The following is a 19,572-nucleotide window of genomic DNA, read 5'->3' as shown; positions in this document are numbered from 1 at the left end:
TTTCCTGACTTATGTCAGCATTTTTTGTTTTAGAAACTGTTGAAAAAGCGTATTTTCAGGTGATTGGCGATTTTTCGTCAATTTATTTTTGATTATTTACTGAGCTAATCTTCATTTGGGGTGTACTCTCAATATACGGTAACTATCACACTCGACCTTTGAGATAAATTACACCCAGAGGTGAATACCATGAACAATTATGCTGAACAGCAGGAACTTATATTAAGTCAAATCACAAATAAATATTTTCAGCGTCGAGATTTCAGTGGATGTGACTTGAGTGGAATTGACCTAAAAGGAATTGATTTAAGTGGTATTAACTTTATCGGAGCGGATTTGCGCGGTGCAAATTTGTGTGGCTGTGTTCTGACTCGTGCTAATTTAAGTGGCGCAAATTTGATGCAAGCTAACTTACGTGAAGCTAACTTGTATGAAGCATCTTTGTGTGAAGCCAATTTGACTAATGCTGATTTAAAAGGAGCAAATTTGTGCGGAACTTTTTTATGGCGCGTGAAATTTACAGGTAGCAATCTTTGGGGTGCTTCCTTGTGTGATGTGGATTTGAGAGAAGCAGACTTAAGTGAAGCCAAATTAATTGAAGCATCGCTGATTGAAGCTAATTTAAGTTTTGCAAATCTCACAGGGGCAAATCTTGCAGGAGCAAAATTACTAGAAGCTAATTTGACTGAGGCTAATTTAACTGGTGCAGATTTGACATGGGCTAATTTAACCAAGGCAAACTTGAGTAAGGCAAACCTCTGGAAGACAAATCTGATTTATGCGAAGTTCCGGGATACTATTATGCCTGATGGCACGATTGAGCAACCTCAGATAGTCATTTGTCATTAGTAATTGGTCATTAGACATCTCCGAAAAAGAATGTAGAGACGTAGCACTGCTAGGTCTCTACAAGGGTTTTGGATAACGCATATTTAGTTTCTGGAGATGTCTATTGGTCATTGGTCGGGAGGGAAGAACTTTCTGTTTATTTTCAATGCTCAATACCTAAAATTCGCGTTGTGAAAAGATAAAAATAGCGATCGCTAACAACATAGCACTATAAAGTAAACCATAGCCAGCATTCAGAATCAGTGCAGTTGTATCAGGTAGTGCTTGTAGACCATAAACGGCATGATTTTTTAAATCTAATCGAGATAGATCTGGCAAGATGAGAAATAAACCTTGAGTTAGACGTTCCATTCCAGGGTTACGGCTAAGACGACCAAGTTGCACTAAATCTTGAGTAATATTGCCGATTAAATATACCGCAAAGGTTAAGATAGTAGCTAGCAGAGACGCAGTAAAAACACCGAAGGTAATAGCCACGGCGGTGATTAATGACAACTGCAAAAATAAGAAAATTGCAGCAATTAAAATACTCGCTGTTGGATGAGGAATATTACCAAATTGCAGAAATACCAGATAAATTACTGTCATTATAGCGATCACTACAGCTAGTACTGCGGATAAACCCAAGTATTTGCCAACGATAATTTCGCTGCGACTGACAGGTTTAGCAATCAACACCAAGATAGTGCGCTTTTCAATTTCTTTATTAACCAGTCCCGTACCAATAAATATCGTAATAATTAATCCGATGGCATTCATCGCTGCCATCCCAAAGTCTAAAAACATTTTGTCTTCAGTCGTAGCTGCAAATTCAGGAAGGGTACGGAAGGCAATGGCGAGTATTAGCGCATAAAAGCCAATAATATATAGGATGCGATCGCGTACCACTTCCTGAAAAACATTCTTTGCCAATACAAAAATTCTGTTAATAGTCATTTGTTATTTGTCATTTGTCATTTGTTATTTGTTATTGGGAAGAGGTAGCGGAGGGGAAAGAGGTAATTCTATTCTCCCCCTTGCTCCCTGCCCCCTGCTCCTCTGCCCCACTCCTCACTGCTGTGGAAGCGGTGAACCAGGAATCAATTTACTGCCAGGATCGCATTCAATGTCTGCAACTGTAATCTTATTGCCTGAAGTGCTGGTTGCTGGAAGTTGTTTAATCCGACAAGATTTTTTCAAGTAATAGCCCCGTGGGTTAGAACTCGGGCCTATCCAAATACTTAGTAAATCTAATATATATCCAGACTTATTATTATCTACACGCGGTTCAACACGCCATAGTTCCTTTTCTTGATATTTACCGAGATTTTTTTGAATTACTTCCCTACCCAGAGTTACTACCCGATGTTCCCGATCTTTCTTAGGGATCAGCCATTTCTCTACTTCCGACCAAGGTTTTTCGGCTATTTCTTCTTCTACTATTGGTTGAAGTTTCTCCAGAATTATAGCGCCGTTTTGTGGGATTTTGACTGGTTCTTCTGTTCTGACAACAAAGGTACTACGTTTAAAAGTATCTGCCTGCAAACTAGGATATTGTTGTAACCAATTATCCATCACAAAATAAAACTGAATCCAGCAACTTAGCAGCATACTACTAGCAACTAAAATTATGATTCTTTGGCGGTCTTGTGGTTTAGGAATTCTAGCTTTTGCGTCGGTGTCATTTCCTTCAATAAATTCTGGTATTGCCGTAATTAGTGCTGAAAGTGTCGGCCAAAAAACAATTGTTTTTGACGTAATTACATCCTGTTGATTTCCAAAGGCAAAAACACTCACTAAGAATCCAGTGATTACTGCACCAACTGGCATAAAAGTACCAGGAACCCTTAAAGGATCTTCAGTTGTATACCAAGCTGTGCCAGCAATTAAAAATAACCAACCAAAAAAGGCAATGATATCTTTAATATAACCTGTAGCAAAATATGAGAGTCCCCAAGAAAAAACACTCATATAAATAAATGTCTGCCACGAATAAGCTTTGGGTGGGGCTAATACTTTCCGGACTCCCGCATAAAGCCCTTGCAAAAATTTAAAAATTCCAAATGCATCTATAAGGTTAAGTAGCGTATTCATTTTATTCCCTACACCTGATTATTCAATCACTAATCTTTCTCGGAATTAAACAAGTAACTTCTTGTTATTTTGAGCGAAATAATAAAATAATAGTTATCGCAGTATAGCTCAGAGAATTCGCTATTAATATAGTCGTAACTAAATTAGTATTTTGAAAGTTAACGCTGCTCAGACGAAGCCTTTGCTGTCTCTGAGATATTGGAGGTTCTTCTTCTTTATTAACTTCTTTTTTACCAATTGGTTCATGTAATGAAAATAGCAAAACTCTCAAAATGAAAAATTTCATCAAAAAGGTAGCAAAGAAAATTATACAGGCAGTTAATATAATTAAAGTTTGGGTACTTGGCAATTTAAAACTATTAAAAAGCATATAGTTAATTAATTCTGATTTCACCTGTATCGGTAACATTGGTTCAGATACAAAAAATATGAACCAACCAATTACACTAGAAAACAGATTAATAGAAATGGCATAAAAAATACTAGTTTTTTTGTCAAATTTTAGTCGAGAGTGCAAAATATAAGCTTCGATGGGGATGGCAATCAGTACAAATAAAAGGTCAAACAAAATTCCACCAATGGGAAAAATCCTGGGAGGCATCCAATTTTCAGGCATAAATCGTCAAGGGTAAGGGTTAACTGTAGAGAGTATAACTGGGATAGTGAGGGTAATGGGGGAAATTATCTCATTGTTCTTGTCCTTTACTATGTTGGTGTGCCAGTATTCAGTTATTGATATTTTTAATACATTAATTTAGCCATTGCACAGACACCCTAGAGGGGCAGTTTCTCTACCTGAGAAGACAAGACGTTAGGTAAGATTAAAGACTGCCACGTTATAGCTTTTCGAGAAATGACAAGGAACGGTATTGGTATTCGCACGGCGCAAGTGCGTCAGGAACGGCTCGTTGGTCAAATTCACGTCTACGATGGCGTGGGTAAAGGTAAGTCCCAAGCGGCTTTAGGGGTGGTTTTGCGCTCCATTGGCTTGGGGATAAACACGCCTAGCAACTCTAACCGCGTTTTACTGTTGCGGTTTTTAAAAGGGCCAGAACGTGATTATGACGAAGATGGTGCGATCGCCGCTTTGCAACGCGGATTTCCCCATTTAATTGACCAGGTTCGCACCGGGAGAGCCGAATTTTTTGGGCATGATGAAATTACCATCTTTGATCGAGATGAGGCGACGCGGGGTTGGGATGTAGCCAAAGGTGCGATCGCTAGCGGCCTATATTCAGTTGTCGTCTTGGATGAAATTAACCCCGTTTTGGATTTAGGTTTGCTACCAGTAGATGAAGTGGTACGGACATTAAAATCCAAACCCCAAGAGTTAGAAATCATCGCCACTGGACGCGCTGCACCGCAAAAATTGCTTGATATTGCAGATTTGCACTCAGAAATGAAACCTCATCACCATCCAACAGCCAAAGCCCTCTTACTTGAAGGGATTGAAATTTATACTGGTGCTGGTAAAGGTAAGTCTACTAGTGCTTTGGGCAAAGCCTTGCAGGCCATTGGTAGGGGAATTAATCATCCAGGGTCTACCCGTGTGTTGATTATGCAGTGGCTTAAAGGTGGTAGTGGCTACACAGAAGATGCTGCGATCGCCGCTTTGCAGCAGTCATATCCAGAAGTGGTGGATCATCAGCGCTGCGGTGGAGATGCCATCGTCTGGCGAAATTCCCGGCAAGAATTAGATTATGTAGAAGCCGAACGGGGTTGGGAAATTGCGAAAGTTGCGATCGCCTCTGGTCTGTATAAAACTATTATCCTTGATGAACTCAATCCCACCGTTGATTTAGAACTACTCCCCGTTGAACCCATTGTTCAAGCTTTACTTCGCAAGCCCCGCGACACCGAAATCATTATTACTGGCCGATGTCAAAACCCACCGGCGTACTTCGACTTGGCTAGCATCCACTCAGAGGTTTATTGCCACAAACACTATGCTAATCAAGGTGTAGAACTTAAACGAGGCGTAGATTTTTAAGCGTTGCTGATTAGTTTATATGCTAGATTATCTGGGAAAATAACAAATTTGTTTACCAAAATGATAAAGTTGTAAAAGTTGTGCTGGGAAGCAGGGGTTGTGCTTGTTTTAGTACCATCAATCAAGAAAGCGCACGTGAGTGGTGTTGCACGGTGGTTAAACCCACATAAGGCACTGATTGAACTTTCGCTTTACGGTAAAACCAATGACCGCTTCTGGTTTAATTTTTTCCATGAAGCTGCACATATTTTGCTACATGATCAAGAAAATATTTTTCTTGATGAATGAGACAGTGGGGAAAGTTTGAAATCGGAACAAGAGAGCGAAGCAGATCAATGGTCACGGGAATTTTTGATCCCATCTGAGTATGAAGGGAAATTAGCGGAGCTTAAATCTAAAACTGATGTGATTAGATTTTGCAGAACGTATCGGTATTCATTCGGCTATTGTTGTGGGTCAGCTGCAACACGATCATCTAATCGATCCTTCTTGGATGAATGGTTTAAAGGTAGGTTTGCATTTTCAAGGCATAGAATAAGCAGATGCTAATACCAACCAATACATTAAAAACAGGCTGGAATGTGTGAAGTTTGCGTACTAGCAGGAATTTTTACTTCTGGGTAGTAGAATATTTTGCACAAAGCGATCGCGTCCTGCTGCCTTTGCTTGATACAACGCCCGATCCGCTGCGGCAATCATTTCTTCTAAGTCAGAATCGGCCTGAGGAATTTCCGTCGTAAACCCAACGCTAATGGTTACATGAGGACTAACTTGGGAATTTTTATGAGGAATTGCTAGTGTTCGGACAGCATGACAAATTCTGTCCGCAACATGAGTTGCCCCCTCGGTGTCTGTGTTAGGTAAAACTACAGCAAACTCTTCCCCGCCATAACGGGCAACTAAATCTCCAGGACGTTTAATAATGTCTTTGATGGCTTGAGCGATTTCTTGAAGACAGCGATCGCCTACCCGATGACCATAAGTATCATTATATAATTTGAAGAAATCAACATCGCAAAGAATCAAGGAGAGCAGATGTTGTTCGCGTTTTAGGCGCTGCCATTCTTGGTTAAAATACTCTTCAAACCGTCGGCGATTAGCTACTTGAGTTAATCCATCGATAGTAACTAATCTCTGCAATTCCATATTCACGGCTTCCAGTTTTTGCTGTAACTGAGATTGCTCAATCAAGCGTTTTACCCGTTGTCGCAAAACTGGCCAGTGAATCGGTTTGGTAACATAATCCATTGCTCCCACTGCAAATGCACGGTCAACTGACTCTTGATCCTCAAGTCCTGTAATCATTAAAACTGGAGTGTGCTTGCTATAATCTAGAAGTTGTAACTGAGTGCAACACTCGAACCCATCCAGATCCGGCATTATGGCATCAAGTAGTACTATATCAGGGTGCAGTTGCTTAAAAACAGTTAAAGCCTCTATACCATTTTGAGCTTCCGCTATTTGATAGCCTTCCCGCTCCAAGAAATGCCGCAGTATCAGGCGAATAAAAGGTTCATCATCAACAATTAGAACTAAAGATTGGCTTTCTTGAGCAGTGGCTTTCATGGTGCTTCCTTCGCAAGTTCTTTTTCTAAGGCAGTTTTAACTTGTTCATATTCCTGATATAGTTGTGAAAATAATTCTAGGCTGTTTTCTAATTTACTACTGCGTCCCTGTGTTTCTAACAGCTTGCAAAGCTGCGCCAAGGCGATCGCTCCAACAGAAGCACTGCTAGACTTTAGTTGGTGGGCTGTCTTCCATACAGTTTCAGCATCTTGGCTTGTAATAGCTGTGCTTATATCTTCCACTAATCTCGGTGTTTCTGTAAGATAACACTCAATTAGTTGAGCAAATACCAAACGATCTCCTCTGACCATATTCCGCAAGGATTGGAGGATTTTGGCATCAATATTATTGGCACTTTTTAATCTCTGATTTTGCCCTGACTGTAAAATATTTGGCAAAGGTTGCAATTCTGGCCAAATCACTTTCCCTTGTTTGTCGATAGAAGTGAATTCAGAACTTCTTTGAGGTTGACATTTGCTGAGAGCCTGAGCTAACTCTGGAAGCTGAATTGGTTTGCTAAGGTAGTCATCCATACCAGCAGCAAGACAAACTTGGCGATCGCCCTGCATTGCATTAGCAGTTATGGCAATGATATAAGGACGAAAACCCACTCCCCATTCTTGACAGATTCTCCGAGTTGTTTCTAACCCATCCATTTTTGGCATGTTGACATCCATCAACACTACGTCATAAGGCTGTTTTTGCAAAGCTGCGATCGCTTCTAGCCCGTTGGTGACGACATCTGCTCCATAACCTATTTTTTGTAGCATCAGTAGGGCAACTTTCTGATTGACAACCGTATCCTCTGCCAAAAGAATCCGCAGTGGCAGTCGATGGGCCAAATGCCGATCAACCAGGGGAAAATGAGAAATACTAGCTGGGATCGGCTGATTTCCCAAAATACGGGTAATAACATCGTAGAACTGAGACTGTTTGATGGGTTTACTCAAAGAGGCAGCAAACTGGATATCATTAAAATCAGGGGGAGTTTCTACTTTACCCAAAGAAGTCATAATCATCAAAGGCAGATTTTGACAACCAGATTGCTTACGGATTTGACGAGCTAGGGTTATGCCATCCATTTCCGGCATCTGCATATCTAAAATGGCAATATCAAACTGTGTTCCCTGAGCCAGTTCAGCTAAAGCTTCTTTCGCAGATTTGGCAGCATAAGTTTCCATCTTCCAAGACTCTGCTTGCAAGCTAAGAATTTGGCGGTTGGTCAGATTGTCATCCACAATCAAGATTCGCTTGGATGCAAGCTGCACTGGCGGAGTGCTGAATTCAGGTTGTTCTGACTGAGCAGCTACTTTGGCAGTAATAGTGAAGTAAAATGTTGAACCTTGGGAAGAGTCAGGAGATGATAATAATTTTCCATTTTTCCATCTAGGGCTAGGATTGCCACCGACAAATCCCTGGCTTTCTACCCAAAGAGTGCCACCCATCATCTTACTCAGCCGCTTGCTGATTACCAATCCCAGCCCTGTGCCGCCATACCGTCTAGTCATGGAGACATCAGCCTGAGTGAAAGGTTGAAATAATCGCTCTATTTTATTTGGTGCGATGCCAATACCTGTATCTTTAATAGCAAATTGAATTTCGTAGAGAAATTGCTCTTTTTCAATAGGTATGGAGGATTTGGGACTGGGGATTGGGGATTGGGTACTGGGGATTGGGAATTGGAGATTGAGGACTAAGGATTGGGAAGAAGTTTCTTGATCCAAATCCCTATTACTCCTGATCCTGAATCTCCGATCCCCGATCCCCAGTCCCACAGAGAGTAGCACTTCTCCGTGTTCAGTAAATTTAATGGCATTGTTGAGAAGATTCATCAAGACTTGGCGTAGACGAGTCATGTCGCCGATAATCTGAGTTGGAACTTGGGGCTGGATCAGGTAAACTAATTCGATATCCTTTTGGGCAGCTTTTAGAGCGACAAGGGAAATAGCCTGCTCCACACAAGCCCTTAAATCAAAAGGCTGTTCTTCTAATTCCAGTTTGCCCGACTCAATTTTCGAGAAATCTAAAATGTCGTTGATGATGGTGAGCAAAGCATCTCCGCTACTGTGGACTGTTTCCACAAAGTCTTGCTGTTGAGGCGTGAGGTCAGTATCCAGCAGTAAACCTGTCATGGCAATAACAGCATTCATTGGAGTCCGAATTTCGTGGCTCATCATCGCCAAAAACTCACTTTTTGCCCGATTTGCGGCTTCTGCGTGACGTTTTGCCTGCTCCAAGGCAAAGTTTTTCAAGGTAAGTTCTTCACGTCGGCGCGTTTCTTGTTCCAGTAATTGAGCTTGTGCTAGAGCAATACCTAGTTGAGCTGCCACTGCTTCTAGTAATTCGATTTCGTCTTGTGTCCACTGGCGAAAATAGCTGCACTGATGTAAAACGATCGCACCATTAGGTTCTCCTTGATAGGATGTGCGGATTGATAGCATAGACTTCAGCCCAATTTTTCGGCAGATGGCTTCAGCCTCCTGGAGTAAAGGATCAACATACACATCACAAGAAGCGATCGCACTTTCTTGTGCCATCATCTGCTCTGCATAGGGATTATCAGTCAGGGAAACTTCCGATTTCAACATATTGCAGCGATCGGGGAGTATATTATACTCTGCCACGAATGGAATTCGGGGTGTGGGGTAACTAATATAAGAATGAATCAGACAGCGTTCAACTTCAAAGGCTTGTCCAATTTGGGTAGCAGCCGTCTCAAAAATTTTGCTAGTATCAAGACTTTGACGAATTTCCTGAGTAATTTGTTCAAGTAGTAGAGTGCGATGCAATTGCCTTTGCAGCGCCTCTTTAGCCCGTTTGTTTTCGGTAATGTCGTGATTGATGCTAACAGTGGCGATAGTTTTCCCCTGTTCATCCTGTAAGGAAACTACGGTTGTTTCAGAAATTCCCTCACTACCATCTTTACGAATAAAGTGTATTTCCCCCGACCAGCGTCCCTGCTGGTTGATTGTTTCGAGAATTTTGCTACTTAATGTTGGGGCTACTTCTGGCTGTTGCAAAATACTGGGAGTTTTAGCTAAAACCTCTGCTTTGCTATAGCCATACATGGTTTCGGCAGCAGGATTCCAGTCAATAATATTGCCGATTAAATCTGTGATAATTACACTATCATGCATGTTTTCAAAGGTAAGGGCTTGCCGATGTAGACTCGCTTCGGCAAGCTTGCGTAAGCGCAGCTCCTCGTAGACATCGCTAACATCTGTCTGAATCCCAATAAAGTGGCTTAACTTGGTATTTTCGTCATAGATCGGAGAAATACTCAATTCATTCCAAAACAAAGTACCATCTTTGCGATAGTTGCGGAGAACCACTTTACAACTCGTTCCAGCTTGAAGGGATGAGCGCAATTCATTGAGTGCTGGTTGCTGGGTATCTGTGCGTTGCAAAAATCGACAGTTTTGCCCAATCACCTCAGTCGCACTGTAGCCTGTTATTTGCTCAAAGGCGTGGTTGACGTAAATAACTGGATTGTAAGCGAGTCTAGCATCGGCAATAATAATTCCATTACTGGTAGCAGCAAGCGCCCTTTCCCTCAGTCTCAAGGTTTCTTCAACCATCTTTAAATCAGTAATGTCAAACATAAACCCCCTCAGCATGGTAGGAGTTCCTGCTTCTTCAACTACACTAACAATGTCTCGTAGCCAAATAACTCGCCCACCGGCTGCTAACATTCGGTATTCTAATTCGTGATTTTCGCACCTAGCAGTTGCTTCTTGGCGAAAATAAACAGACTTTTGCTTGTCATGTGGATGCAGATGATTAACCCAAAAATTTTCTTCGTACCACTCTGCGATCGGATAATTTAGCAAGTCTACCGCTTGCGGCCCAACGTAAGTAAATCGCCAAGTCTTCAAGTCTAATTCCCAAGGGATGACTTTGACAGTTTCCAACAGCTGTCGCAAACGATTTTCACTGGTGCGGAGGGCAATTTCTGTCTGTTTCTGTTCAAGAATCCGATGAGTTAATTCCTGATTTATTGCTTTTATCTGTTGGTTACTTGCTTTCATCATCAAGGTTAAATAGATTGATAATATCAGAGTGATAACAATAAACAAACCTGATATTATCAATACTACTTGTATGAATAACCCCGGAGTTTGGATTAAAAGTCTCTGCCAGAGTAGGATTACAGAGATTAAGAAGAAAATCCCCAGCAACAGCGCTAGTAATTCTTGTTTGCGGAAAAATTTCACAGCTTTGAACCACTCATATCAGTGCTGTTTGACCATTTCATTTATTAACCCTCCAGCACTTTTAGGGCTTATCAGATAGATAGCACAGCCTAAAGCCTTCTCTTCTGCCTTCTCTACGAGACGCTTCGCGTTCGCGGAGCGTCTCGTAGAGAAGGCGCTAGCCTCTCCCTTTGGGATTCGGGGAGACGCACTCGCTTTCGAGAGGCTTGTCTGCGACACGCAAAGTCTCGTAGAGAACGTCGGGCAATTCTTGCAAGAGGAAAGAATTATAAATGATTTCTGGGCCATTACCCAGTTTAAAAAGAAGAATTGTATCTCTTACTATGCGTCTTGATACAAAGCTTCCAGTCTTGCTTCAATCCCACATTTAAAAGCGTGGGTTACTTCTGCCTCCATACGTTTTGCCTCCTTCCTTCTGAATGCACTAACTTTTACTTCTAAGTAATCTAAAATATCAATGGCAAGGGGGCAATTACGGAATTTTTTTAAGTAAAATATTTGTATATAATCTCGGCAGAAAAACTTAATAATTTATAGTTATATAGGAATCATATTTGATTTCTGAAAAAATCAAATATGATTCCTATAGTTCAATACCGTTCAGTTAAGAAAAATAGTAGGTTGGGTTGAGCTTAAGCGTTACCCAACAAAACCGTGATAATGTTGGGTTTTGTTCTTCAACCCAACCTACTAGCCCAGCAAGCTTAATTTGTTGGGTTGAGTAATCATAAGAATAGTTCTATTTGGGACTTTCTAGATTTTTTGAACCCAATGTTTTAAGCTTGCCGCGCTACTACACCAGTTTTAGTTTTTAGCCTTAACCCAAGCGTATTGGGTTATTGTCACCTGTAAGCTGTTCCCTATTTTCAAGATAGGTCTATTCCTATACTTGTTTTTTAAATTACAGCTTCTTGGCGTTGACAATCAAAAACAACCATATAGGAAGCATTTGGTATTTCCTGAGGGAGGTGTCGCATATAGCCATCAGCATCAGAACGGGTGCGGAAGCGAGCAACAATTTCCTGTTGTGTATTAGGAAGTAGACGAGCGATCGCCCAAGAATTGAGGCGTTCTTTATAAGCAATAGCCTGATTGTCTGATTTGGAAGCCTTGTTATCCGTATTTTCTGGCATAATTATGTTATCCGTATGAAGTTTAATGAAGGGCGTTAATTAGTTTCTAGGTAGGAATGCACTAACGCTTTTTTTAATGCTGCTGCCACCTTGTTATTCGATTATTAATAAATTGTCAACACTTAGCGCTATATTTTAGACCAATTAAGTTGAGATTTTCAGATAGTTATGAATCTCAAATCCTTAATCTGTAATTGTTTCCAGGACACAAAAATGCTCAAGCAAATAGTTTGGCAATTATTGGGTTTGCATGATTTATATGCCTACACATAAGTAAAGTCCGCATCAGTGGTCAAACAAACATCAATGTCTTAAAAAAGACTATTAAAAGCTCACTAAGTATTACAAAAGATATGGAATTGAGATTAGCAGGTGTGGACATTCTCACTAACGATCTAACGTCACCAATGCTAGATTACACGCTCATTGAAGTAAATGGCGCTCCTAGCTTAACTCACTATGCTTCATTTGGTGAAGTTCAGACGAAAAGAGTAGAAGATTTATATCTCAAAGTTCTCAAAGTACTGGAAAACGAGAATAATAGAGAAAAGCATTGATTTTGATTTGAGGCGGAGTCATATCATGTCCAGTTAAAGACTTATCATTAAGGCAGCAGAGGAGAGGGGCTTTTGGGCTTTCTGCATAGATTCGGGAATTACAACTAATTAGCCGGACTTGATATAACTTCTACTCTGCTTTAGCTATCTCTTCATAACTCCTTATCTAGTAAGGATTCAAACTCAGCTTGTAAGGCGGTTATGTCTGCTAATCTTGTGACTAGTAAATTATCTTTACCAGCATCACTTAAACGTACTTTCCAATAACGAATACTATCTGAGTTGTTCAACCAAAATTGAATTACGGTATCTACCACTTGATCTAGATTCCAACCCCACTTTGCTGGAACTGATTCCACCGATTCTAGAAATGTATCTAGTGTACACGTATGCATCCCCAAGTATTCCACACCTTGGTGGGGTGATTGTTGCCCACTTTGCTGTTGATGATTAAAAAACTGCAAAAGTGGAGAGACTCCTACAATATCAAAAGTGTATTTCATGCCAGTACTCCCAGTTTTAAACTATTTGTAGGGAAGATTTAGTTTTTTCTAAAATCACGTCTGGAAAGGAACTAAAGCATCTAGAAAAAGTTTAGGTTTGGTTTAGATCATCGGCATTAAACCTCAGTCACGTCGCTTTTCTACGAGACGCTGCGCGTAGCAATATCCCCAAAGGGGTACGCTCCGAATTCAAAATTCAAGCAGGACGCTCTCTACGAGACGCTGCGCGTAGCTTGCTTCCCTGTAAGGGTACGAAGATTCGCTAACGCTGCGCTAACAAAATTCTTGCATTATTGATCCCCATAAATAAATTTAGTTGCTCTGTATATGAGTCGTTTTCGGTCATAAATTAGCACTGGCGAACGTTGAGTGCTAATATTTATTTAGAAATTTGATTGATTATTAAAGAGTTTCAGGCATTAATTAAGGGAATGTATATATTTTTAATAATTATTTAATGTTTTGCGGAAGTCCCTATTTTGTCTGCGAGATGCTAACGCGAACAAGGTACTCCCAAGATATAACTTGAAAAGCGCTGTAAATTGGTGGTGCAGTTCTGAAAGTGTCACTCACCATACTCGCCTTTTGATTGAAGCAGTGATACGATTTAGTTGTGTGAGGAGCAAGTTAAAAATAAAAAGCGTCTCGGGTGGAAACACGGCAACACTCCCAGGCGCTTTTTAATTGGTATACAGAAAAAGTTTTTGAGATAATTACCTACAGTTCAAAGTATCGTATACAGCCTTTGCTGCATAATCAGCAAACTCAAAGCGAAACTTGGTGCATTCATGGCATGAGGCGCGCTCGATGTGCATGTTGGTCAAAGATTCTGCACCAAATACTTAAGCAAACAAATCGGCATCAGATGTAGCAATAACCAAATCTAAAATCTAAAATCCAAAATTCCTTAATTCGCACCGAATTCAGACTGTAAAGCTTCATCGTTATTATCAGCGATCGTTGCCACAATGGTAATTAGCCGAGATACTTCGCCAGGAGCTAATTCTGCTAAGGTGCGTGTCGATATTACAACTACGCGATTTTCAATAATACCGAAACGTGCTTCAAAAGTGCTAGAGCAGTTCAACTCCAAAAGATAACGCAGCAATCTAGGTTCATCTTTAGCAGGTAAATTTAGCACTGTAGACCAAACCGTTATGGTGTCTTCATCGGTTGTGCCATTGAGTTGGACAAAGACTTCTACACTTCCGTACTTAAACTTCCAGAGATAACCACCTTCTGGAGTGTGGCTAACCATCGCACTACCATCTTGTTCCAAAGAGTCGATGACATTTTCAATTACATCCACATGGTTAATGCTGGTTGTCTCAGTGATTAGCCCATTAATGGATTCGTTACTAGTTAGGGTTTCTGGGTAGCTTGTCATACAGATTTTTTTCTCAACATACTCGCTATTTTATCTACACATACTTGATAATACCAATTTGAAAAAAGAATGCGGCAAATGGTAAATATTGTCTGGAAGCAGGATTTGGGTGGGTGTGACGGTAAGGAAACTAGAGTCACTGCTATATCAGCAGAAAGCGATCGCTAATTTTTGTAATGATCATAGTTGCCTGGATGAAGCGATCGCAAGCGATTACTCCCTATTCCCATCTTCACCAAGGATTACCAACCATTGTGAATCCAGCCCAGTAATAAGGATGCGTAAGGGATTCATCAGCACTGTCAGCAGGTAAAGGCAAGTTCCCGACTACTCCCAAACCTTGTACTTGTCCATCCTTTACGTAAATCTGCCCTTTGGCCATAGCTACCTGAGCCTCTCTGAGGGCTTCTGCCTTAATCGGGGCTGTTTTTAAGTTCTCATAAAATTTCGTCATCAGCGCTGCTGTCCCAGCATCATTAACCGACCAAAGACTAGCAACACTAGTTTTCACACCTGCCAGCACTGCTAAACCCGCAAATCCTAGTTCGGATTCTTCATCACCCAAAGCTGTTCTACAAGCACTCAGCACCAGCATTTCAACTTCGGGTTCATTGAACCGCAACTGTCGTAGTTGATTCAAGCGTAACTTGTCTTCCCACAGTTGAATATAGGAATTACTCAAAGCGCCAGTAGCAAAATCGGCATGGGTTGCTATATGAATAATTCCAAAAGGTTGTTGGCGGCGGATGGTTTTGAGATTTTCTAAGGTGGCTTGCTTGTCTAACAATAATTTGCCCTGCCAGAGTTTAGACACCAATGTTGATAACTCCAGGGGAACTGCTGGTAAAGGCTCTTGTCCTTGTGTACTCTGAGAAACCCCCAACGCTAAAATTTGAGATTTTCTAATGTCTTTATAAAGGGTGTTAGTCAAGCTAAGACTAGGCATCAAGCCAATGCTGTATTTTTCTACCAGAAACCCCTTACCATCATGAAGTGCTGCCATAGGGGTTGAACGTAACCCGATGTCTGGTAAAAAGACCAGATTGTTGATTCCTCTTGCCTGTAAATCTGCCTCTAGTGGTGCAATAATCCAGCGATAAAGTTGTTGAGATGAACGCAAATAACCAGTGCGGCGACGGTTTTGTGGACTAACGATTTGGTCACGAAATTCCTGAGCTACTTGGAGAACTTTGGCTCTGGTCGTTTCTGGGATGCGCTTGCGGATAGGATCACCTTTTCCAGTGACTACCACTAGTTCAAGTTGGTCAGTATCCTGTTCTGCTATGGTATTTAACTGTTTAGTAAATTTTTGAGCTTTGCCAAAATTTACCGTTGGTTGAATCTCCACAGGAACAAAACTGGTGTAGATAAATGCAGGTTTAGCACCAGTAGCTTCTTCAATTTTGCGAGCAATATCTTTGGCATCATCCAGTGTTTTGATTTGAGGAGTGGGTATGCCTAAATGGTTGGCAAAATCATCTGTGAAATCACCTTCGGGGGTGCGATCGGTATTCAGAACGGGGTTATCAATCTTAGGATTATTGGGGCCAGGGTCAATGGGTTTAACTGGACTGCACATTACAGTGCAGATGTTTGGCGTGACGTTGATTTCTACCTGTACAGGTGCTGAGGATGAAACGCGATCACTAGCTCTGACGCTGAATGCATTGACTAGCCCTATGGTATCAGTTGGTGGTGTGTAATTTAATGTCTCACCTATAGTTAATGTGTCTCCCGCAGCTAAAACCGTATTGCCTCGTCTCAAGGTTCCTGCTTGGATGGCATCAATGACAACGGTGGTGTTATCTAGATTGATATCGCTAGTGCTGGCAGTAAATGTGAAGCTCAAGGTTTGATTGGCTTGAGCATTGGATGAGAGGGGTGAGTTTGTTGTCAGTGTAGGCGGGGTGTTGACGGAAGTAATGGTGATGCCGGTTGGAGTACCTGTAGCATCTCCGCCATTAGGCAAAACTGGAAAGTTATTTAAAGCGGTGATTGAAGTTGCTCCCGTATTAATTGCCCCGGCTGTGCCATTGACACCAGCATTACCGACGATAAAATCCACATTGTTTGGGCCACCATCATGTCGAATGCTGACAGTACCTCCCGCTAAAGGTTGAACGTTAGTACCTCCTTCACCAGTAAAAAACCCACCAGTTGCGATGGTGTCACCCGTCCCTATTCCTTGAATTAGGCCATTAGTTAGCACTTGCACCTTGCCACCTTGAACGGTGTTACCCTCAACAAAGTCGTCGGCTGTGGCCTGAGTGTTGATGCGGGTAAAACGAATATTGCTGCCAGCAGTGTTAGTAGTCTGTAAAGTCACGTCTCCAGCTGCAACCTTTCCAGTCCCATCCACTCCGGTGGCGCTGGCTGAGGCATCAATAGCGTCATTCACAGTAATATTATCTGTGGCAGTTAAGGTGACTGCACCAGCTCTGCCGATAAAATTGCCACCTCCTTCCTTGACTACAAAAGAGTTAATTGCCCCAGTGGTGATACTGCCATTTGTCGTTGTTGCTACTACACTACCACCCGTACCTAAGCCACCAGCACCATTGGAAGAGGAGTCAATCCTTTGTGTAATAATGTTGCCACCCGCAGACAAGTTTACATTCCCGCCAGAGTAGCCCCCACCAGTGGTAATAATGTTACCTACTGTGATGCCGCCGATCGCCGATAAATTCACGTTGCCACTAGTTCCACCACCATTACTTGTATCTAACTTTCCTAGTGATAGGCTGGCTCCAGAAATATTTATTGCTCCTCCGGTTGTAGCAATTGTGTTGGTAGTGTCAACAAAGTTTACAGAACCAGTTTGTGAACTGAGGCTGAAGCTACCACCATTACCCAAGTTTAATGTAGCGACACCAGCGGCGGTCGTGACTCCAGGTGTAGCTCCGGTAACGTCATTGATGGTAATATTCCCTGTGGCTTGTAAGTTGATATTTGCACCCGAAGCGGCGATCGCACCCCAAGAAACGGTATTAGCCCCAATATCTGCATCGCTAAAGGCAATATTGCCTGCTGTGGCATCAAAATTACCTGTCCCTGCTGCACCATCGATAATGGTCAATGTGCTGGGGTCTATTAATAAAGTCCCAAAGCTGCCATTGGCGGCTGAAGTATCTACTAAACCTCTGAAGGTCAAGGAATCTTTGCCTGATACTTCTACAAAACCACCATTGCCGGCATTTGCTCCTCCACGAGCCGAGATGTTACCAAAATATTGGGTTGTGTCATTACCCCAAACAATTACCCGTCCGCCGTTTCCATTCAAATTACTATCAGCATTAATGACGGAGTTGGAGTCAACATAAGTCTGATCTGCGTTCGGTAAAGTCCCCTTACCTTGGTAATCACCACCAATTAGCACAGTACCGCCGCCATTGTTTCCAGAGGCGTTAATATTGGCATCAACTACCGCGACTCGTTTGCCCAAAGCAGTTACCGTACCGCCTGTTTGACTCGATACATCTACTTTACCAGAAACAATGGTTGTCCCTGGAGTTGTGGGAATTTTGATATTAGAGCCTGTTAGTTGCACAGTCCCATCAGGATTAGCAGTTAACCCTGTGTTTCCGACTGTGAGCAATTCGGGTAAAGATGCAATGGGAATTGTCCAGTTATTGGGTTGGCTGCTACTAGAGGCGAGGGGCTGAATTTCTAGACTTAACAGATTTCCTGGTTGACTAAGACGCACCCAATTTTCCCCTGGTACGGATGTGATAGAAATCTGCCCTCCTGGTGCTGAAAGTTGCCCGGTATTAACTACAGTACCGCCCAATAAATTCAAATTCTGCCCAGCACCTACTGCCAAATTTCCAGCATTGGCGATCGCCCCCGGCTGGTTCGTACTAAAGGCAAATCCGTTGGGGTTTCCAACTAAATTGCTGTAGTTATTTACACCAATTGCATTGAACCAACTGCTGCCAAAACCAATGCCATTAGCTGTTGTCACCGTGAAAGCACCAGGCACATTTAAACTGGCGTTTGCTCCAAAAATAAATCCGGCTGGATTCATCAAAAAAAGGTTAGGATTGCCACCTGTTACTTGAATTAAGCCATTAATAACCGAGGTATTCCCGCCTGTAATTCGACCAAGGATATTTTGCAACGCCGGACTAGCTTGAAAGTTAGCAATTTGTTCTGGTGAAATCCCAAATTGTTGAAAGCTGTGAAAAAGATTTGCGCCATCCCTAGAAGTTGTACCGCCAGTAATATCAAATCGATTGCCGTTGGGTGTAACAATTGTGTTTGTCCCATCAGCAGCAGGAACTATTTGTTGTGCTTGGGCTAATCTGGGACTTACCAGCGAGGCAATAACTAGCACTGAAGCGGCAATGCTGGGCAGTAGAGATTTTTTGCGGCGCAATATGAAGCGACTTGTGGGTAATTCTACATCGATTTGTAACTTATCTGCTAATCCGCGCCGCCAGAGTGCTTGAGCGATCGCTCGCTTAGACCAGAGTATTTGTTCTTTTTGTCTAGTAACAGAGATGCTTTGAGAATGATTTCGATACAAGTAGAGAGGCTGTTTGATTTGGCGTACCTGGGTTATTTCTGAAAGTCTTAGACACAGTTCGTAATCATAAGCACTACCACTAAAAGATGCATTTACACCTCCCACGCGATCGTAAACCGAACGGCGCATGAGGCGGAAATGGAAAGTCATGAAGTTTACCAACAGACCTTCTGGAGAGTAGGGAATGTCACAACGATCACCATAGCCGATAACTTTGCCATCTCGATCAATATTTAAGTAGTCGGTATAAACAAATCCTGTTTCTGGGTGCTGGTTGAGAACTGTAGCGGTTTGAGCAAGAGCGGTAGGAGCTAGGATATCATCACTGTCTACGATCCCAACGTAATTGCCGCTAGTTTGGCTAATCGCCGCCTTGCAAGCCGCAGCAACTCCCTGATGGTGTGCTTGAACTACCCGCACTCGCCCATCTTGTTGAGCATATCTGTGAGCAATTGCCACTGATCTATCTGTAGAGCCATCATCCCAAATTAGTAGCTCAAAGTCTTGCCATGTCTGCTTTAAGACGCTGGCGATCGCTTCTTGAAGGTAAGACTCGCGGTTGTAATTGACGATGACAATGGAGATCAGTGGCGACATCGAAGTATTCCCAAGTTTTTTACCTGTTACCACAATATAATGCTAGGGACTATCACTTAGAATAAATCGCTGTTAATTATAGTTTTAGTTACAAATCTTCTGAAATATGAATGTCAAAAATATGATATTGAAATACTTATCGTGGGGATTGGGTACTGGGTACTGGGTACTGGGTACT

General features: G+C 42.0%; 12 protein-coding genes and 1 pseudogene. 4 read left to right on the top strand and 9 right to left on the bottom strand.

The features are described 5' to 3' along the window. Positions 1-189 precede the first annotated feature (189 nt). Positions 190-849, top strand: coding sequence for a pentapeptide repeat-containing protein (locus V7K67_RS30100; RefSeq protein ID WP_334707527.1), 660 nt, complete (start codon positions 190-192; stop codon positions 847-849). A gap of 156 nt (positions 850-1,005) precedes the next feature. Here V7K67_RS30100 and V7K67_RS30095 read toward each other — a convergent pair whose 3' ends face one another. The 3 genes from V7K67_RS30095 to fraC form a co-directional block, all read right to left on the bottom strand. Next, complete coding sequence (locus tag V7K67_RS30095) at positions 1,006-1,785, bottom strand: ABC transporter permease (protein ID WP_334707525.1); 780 nt, start codon at positions 1,783-1,785, stop codon at positions 1,006-1,008. Positions 1,786-1,899: 114 nt separating this feature from the next. Then, a complete protein-coding gene (gene fraD, locus V7K67_RS30090; protein WP_334707524.1) occupies positions 1,900-2,922 on the bottom strand; it encodes a septal junction protein FraD in 1,023 nt (340 codons plus the stop codon). A 64-nt stretch (positions 2,923-2,986) separates the two neighbouring features. Next, a complete protein-coding gene (gene fraC, locus V7K67_RS30085; protein ID WP_335169654.1) occupies positions 2,987-3,538 on the bottom strand; it encodes a filament integrity protein FraC in 552 nt (183 codons plus the stop codon). Between the two features lie 237 nt (positions 3,539-3,775). Between fraC and V7K67_RS30080 the strand changes: the two genes are divergently transcribed. Both V7K67_RS30080 and V7K67_RS30075 read left to right on the top strand, forming a co-directional pair. Then, positions 3,776-4,912, top strand: a complete 1,137-nt coding sequence (locus tag V7K67_RS30080; RefSeq protein ID WP_334733611.1) for a cob(I)yrinic acid a,c-diamide adenosyltransferase — start codon at positions 3,776-3,778, stop codon at positions 4,910-4,912. Between the two features lie 99 nt (positions 4,913-5,011). Beyond that, entirely contained in the window at positions 5,012-5,200 is a 189-nt protein-coding gene (locus V7K67_RS30075) for a hypothetical protein (RefSeq protein ID WP_334733610.1), read from the top strand. A 309-nt stretch (positions 5,201-5,509) separates the two neighbouring features. Here V7K67_RS30075 and V7K67_RS30070 read toward each other — a convergent pair whose 3' ends face one another. The 3 genes from V7K67_RS30070 to V7K67_RS30060 all read right to left on the bottom strand — a co-directional run bounded on the left by V7K67_RS30070 (position 5,510) and on the right by V7K67_RS30060 (position 11,825). Beyond that, positions 5,510-6,478 (bottom strand): PleD family two-component system response regulator, encoded by a 969-nt coding sequence (locus tag V7K67_RS30070; RefSeq protein WP_334733609.1) that lies wholly within the window; start codon positions 6,476-6,478, stop codon positions 5,510-5,512. Continuing rightward, positions 6,475-10,692 (bottom strand): PAS domain S-box protein, encoded by a 4,218-nt coding sequence (locus tag V7K67_RS30065; RefSeq protein WP_334733608.1) that lies wholly within the window; start codon positions 10,690-10,692, stop codon positions 6,475-6,477. Before V7K67_RS30065 ends, V7K67_RS30070 begins: the two co-directional genes overlap by 4 nt. Before the next feature lie 896 nt (positions 10,693-11,588). Beyond that, positions 11,589-11,825 carry a hypothetical protein gene (locus tag V7K67_RS30060; protein ID WP_334711485.1) on the bottom strand — a complete coding sequence of 79 codons (237 nt, stop codon included), beginning with the start codon at positions 11,823-11,825 and terminating at the stop codon, positions 11,589-11,591. Positions 11,826-12,151: 326 nt separating this feature from the next. Between V7K67_RS30060 and V7K67_RS30055 the strand changes: the two are divergent. Next, positions 12,152-12,382, top strand: a pseudogene (locus tag V7K67_RS30055) (cyanophycin synthetase); the annotation flags it as partial. Positions 12,383-12,534: 152 nt separating this feature from the next. Here V7K67_RS30055 and V7K67_RS30050 read toward each other — a convergent pair. The 3 genes from V7K67_RS30050 to V7K67_RS30040 form a co-directional block, all read right to left on the bottom strand. Continuing rightward, entirely contained in the window at positions 12,535-12,885 is a 351-nt protein-coding gene (locus V7K67_RS30050) for a hypothetical protein (RefSeq protein ID WP_334710278.1), read from the bottom strand. 907 nt (positions 12,886-13,792) lie between these two features. Beyond that, the gene (locus V7K67_RS30045; protein ID WP_334710279.1) at positions 13,793-14,272 is read right to left on the bottom strand and encodes a YbjN domain-containing protein; all 480 of its coding nucleotides are present in this window, start codon (positions 14,270-14,272) and stop codon (positions 13,793-13,795) included. Positions 14,273-14,504: 232 nt separating this feature from the next. Then, positions 14,505-19,394 carry a CHAT domain-containing protein gene (locus tag V7K67_RS30040; RefSeq protein WP_334733607.1) on the bottom strand — a complete coding sequence of 1,630 codons (4,890 nt, stop codon included), beginning with the start codon at positions 19,392-19,394 and terminating at the stop codon, positions 14,505-14,507. Positions 19,395-19,572: the final 178 nt, after the last annotated feature.

This window comes from Nostoc sp., from assembly GCF_036917155.1.
Taxonomy (GTDB): Bacteria; Cyanobacteriota; Cyanobacteriia; order Cyanobacteriales; family Nostocaceae; genus Nostoc.
Note: the sequence above shows the minus strand (reverse complement) of the source record. Positions and strands in the feature narration are given on the sequence as shown.

Coding starts and splice junctions, on each gene's coding strand:
- fraD (WP_334707524.1), bottom strand. CDS start 2,922: ATGAATACGCTACTTAACCTTATAGATGCATTTGGAATTTTTAAATTT.
- V7K67_RS30050 (WP_334710278.1), bottom strand. CDS start 12,885: ATGAAATACACTTTTGATATTGTAGGAGTCTCTCCACTTTTGCAGTTT.
- V7K67_RS30060 (WP_334711485.1), bottom strand. CDS start 11,825: ATGCCAGAAAATACGGATAACAAGGCTTCCAAATCAGACAATCAGGCT.
- V7K67_RS30040 (WP_334733607.1), bottom strand. CDS start 19,394: ATGTCGCCACTGATCTCCATTGTCATCGTCAATTACAACCGCGAGTCT.
- V7K67_RS30045 (WP_334710279.1), bottom strand. CDS start 14,272: ATGACAAGCTACCCAGAAACCCTAACTAGTAACGAATCCATTAATGGG.
- V7K67_RS30080 (WP_334733611.1), top strand. CDS start 3,776: ATGACAAGGAACGGTATTGGTATTCGCACGGCGCAAGTGCGTCAGGAA.
- fraC (WP_335169654.1), bottom strand. CDS start 3,538: ATGCCTGAAAATTGGATGCCTCCCAGGATTTTTCCCATTGGTGGAATT.
- V7K67_RS30070 (WP_334733609.1), bottom strand. CDS start 6,478: ATGAAAGCCACTGCTCAAGAAAGCCAATCTTTAGTTCTAATTGTTGAT.
- V7K67_RS30095 (WP_334707525.1), bottom strand. CDS start 1,785: ATGACTATTAACAGAATTTTTGTATTGGCAAAGAATGTTTTTCAGGAA.
- V7K67_RS30100 (WP_334707527.1), top strand. CDS start 190: ATGAACAATTATGCTGAACAGCAGGAACTTATATTAAGTCAAATCACA.